The following is a 562-nucleotide window of genomic DNA, read 5'->3' on the forward strand; positions in this document are numbered from 1 at the left end:
GCCGGTCGGCCAGGTGCCCGGCAGGCCGGGCCGGCCCACGCCGTACTGGGCGAGCAGCAGGTCATACACGGTGGTGACCAGGTGGTCGCCGATGCGCCGGACCGGGATGCCGCGGCGCATGGTGGCCGCCTCGCCGCTTGCGGTGTCGAATCTCGGCAAATCAACCAGAACGGCGGGCTCATCAGTCCCCGCCGCCGACAGCAGCGGCTTCAACTCGCCAAGATCAAGGTTCCACTGTCCTTTGACCTCGCCGTACCGGTGGCCCAGCGAGCCGTTCGGAACACACGGCATCCCGTTGCTGTCCAGTAATACCGTCTTGAATGCGGCGTTTTCGGTGTCTTTGAGCGCGCCGGGAAGCTGGGCGGCCGTGAGCATTTTGCCCGGCTTATACGATTCGCCGTCGCGATCCAGCGTGACCAAGAACGGCAAATCCGTATATTTCGTAACGTAATCGCGGAAGTATTCGACATCGCGATCGACGAAGAACTCCTTGAGCACCACGTGCCCCATCGCCATCGCCAGCGCCCCGTCCGTCCCCGGCGCCGGCGCCAGCCACTCGTCG

At 65.1% G+C, this 562-nt stretch carries 1 pseudogene; it reads right to left on the reverse strand.

What is annotated here, in order from left to right:
- Nucleotides 1–562, reverse strand: a pseudogene (locus tag ODJ79_RS46690) (molybdopterin-dependent oxidoreductase); the annotation flags it as partial.

It is taken from the genome of Actinoplanes sp. KI2, assembly GCF_025630775.1.
Taxonomy (GTDB): Bacteria; Actinomycetota; Actinomycetes; order Mycobacteriales; family Micromonosporaceae; genus Actinoplanes.